The 712-nt window shown below is 76.0% G+C and carries 1 protein-coding gene; it reads right to left on the reverse strand.

The window, feature by feature from the left end; genetic code table 11:
• Positions 1-712, reverse strand: a 712-nt coding sequence (locus G3I65_RS11975; RefSeq protein ID WP_160696166.1) for a ketoacyl-synthetase C-terminal extension domain-containing protein, incomplete at both ends; no start/stop codon positions are given.

A 712-nucleotide genomic window follows, 5' to 3' on the forward strand; every position in this document is an offset into this window, starting at 1 on the left:
TGTACGCGGCGTCGGCGAGGTCCGGCGGATCGGCGGCGAGCCGGTCCCGCAGCGCGGAAAGGGCCTGGCGCAGGGCTTCCGGGTCGCGCGCCGACACCGGCAGGACGTGCGGCCCCTCGGCCGTGACGCGCGAACCCGGCCCCGGCGGTTCTTCGACGACGACGTGGACGTTGGTGCCACCCAGCCCGAACGCGCTGACCCCGGCCACCCGGCGGGACGTGTCGGGCCAGTCGGTGGCCTTGACCGGCACGAAGCACGGGCCACCGGCCAGGTCGACCTCCGGGTGCGGCGCGGTGAAGTGCAGGTTCGGCGGGATCACGCCGTGGCGCACCGCGAGCACCGCCTTGATCAGGCCGGCCACCCCGGCGGCCGCGTCGAGGTGCCCGATGTTCGTCTTGACCGAGCCGAGCGCGCACGTACCGGGCGGGACGTCGCGGTACACCCGGTTGAGCGCGGCGACTTCGATGGCGTCGCCCAGCGGCGTGCCGCTGCCGTGCGCCTCGATCAGCTTCACCTCGGCCGGGTCCACTTCGGCCACGGCCAGCGCCTCCGCGATCGCGGCCGCCTGGCCCGCCGGGCTCGGCACGGCGTACCCGGCCCGGTCGGCGCCGTCGTTGGTCATCGCCCAGCCGGGCAGCACGGCGTGGATGTGGTCGTGGTCGGCGAGCGCGTCGGACAGCCGCCGCAGCACGACGACACCGGCCCCGGAACC

Source organism: Amycolatopsis sp. SID8362, assembly GCF_010550475.1.
Taxonomy (GTDB): Bacteria; Actinomycetota; Actinomycetes; order Mycobacteriales; family Pseudonocardiaceae; genus Amycolatopsis; species Amycolatopsis eburnea.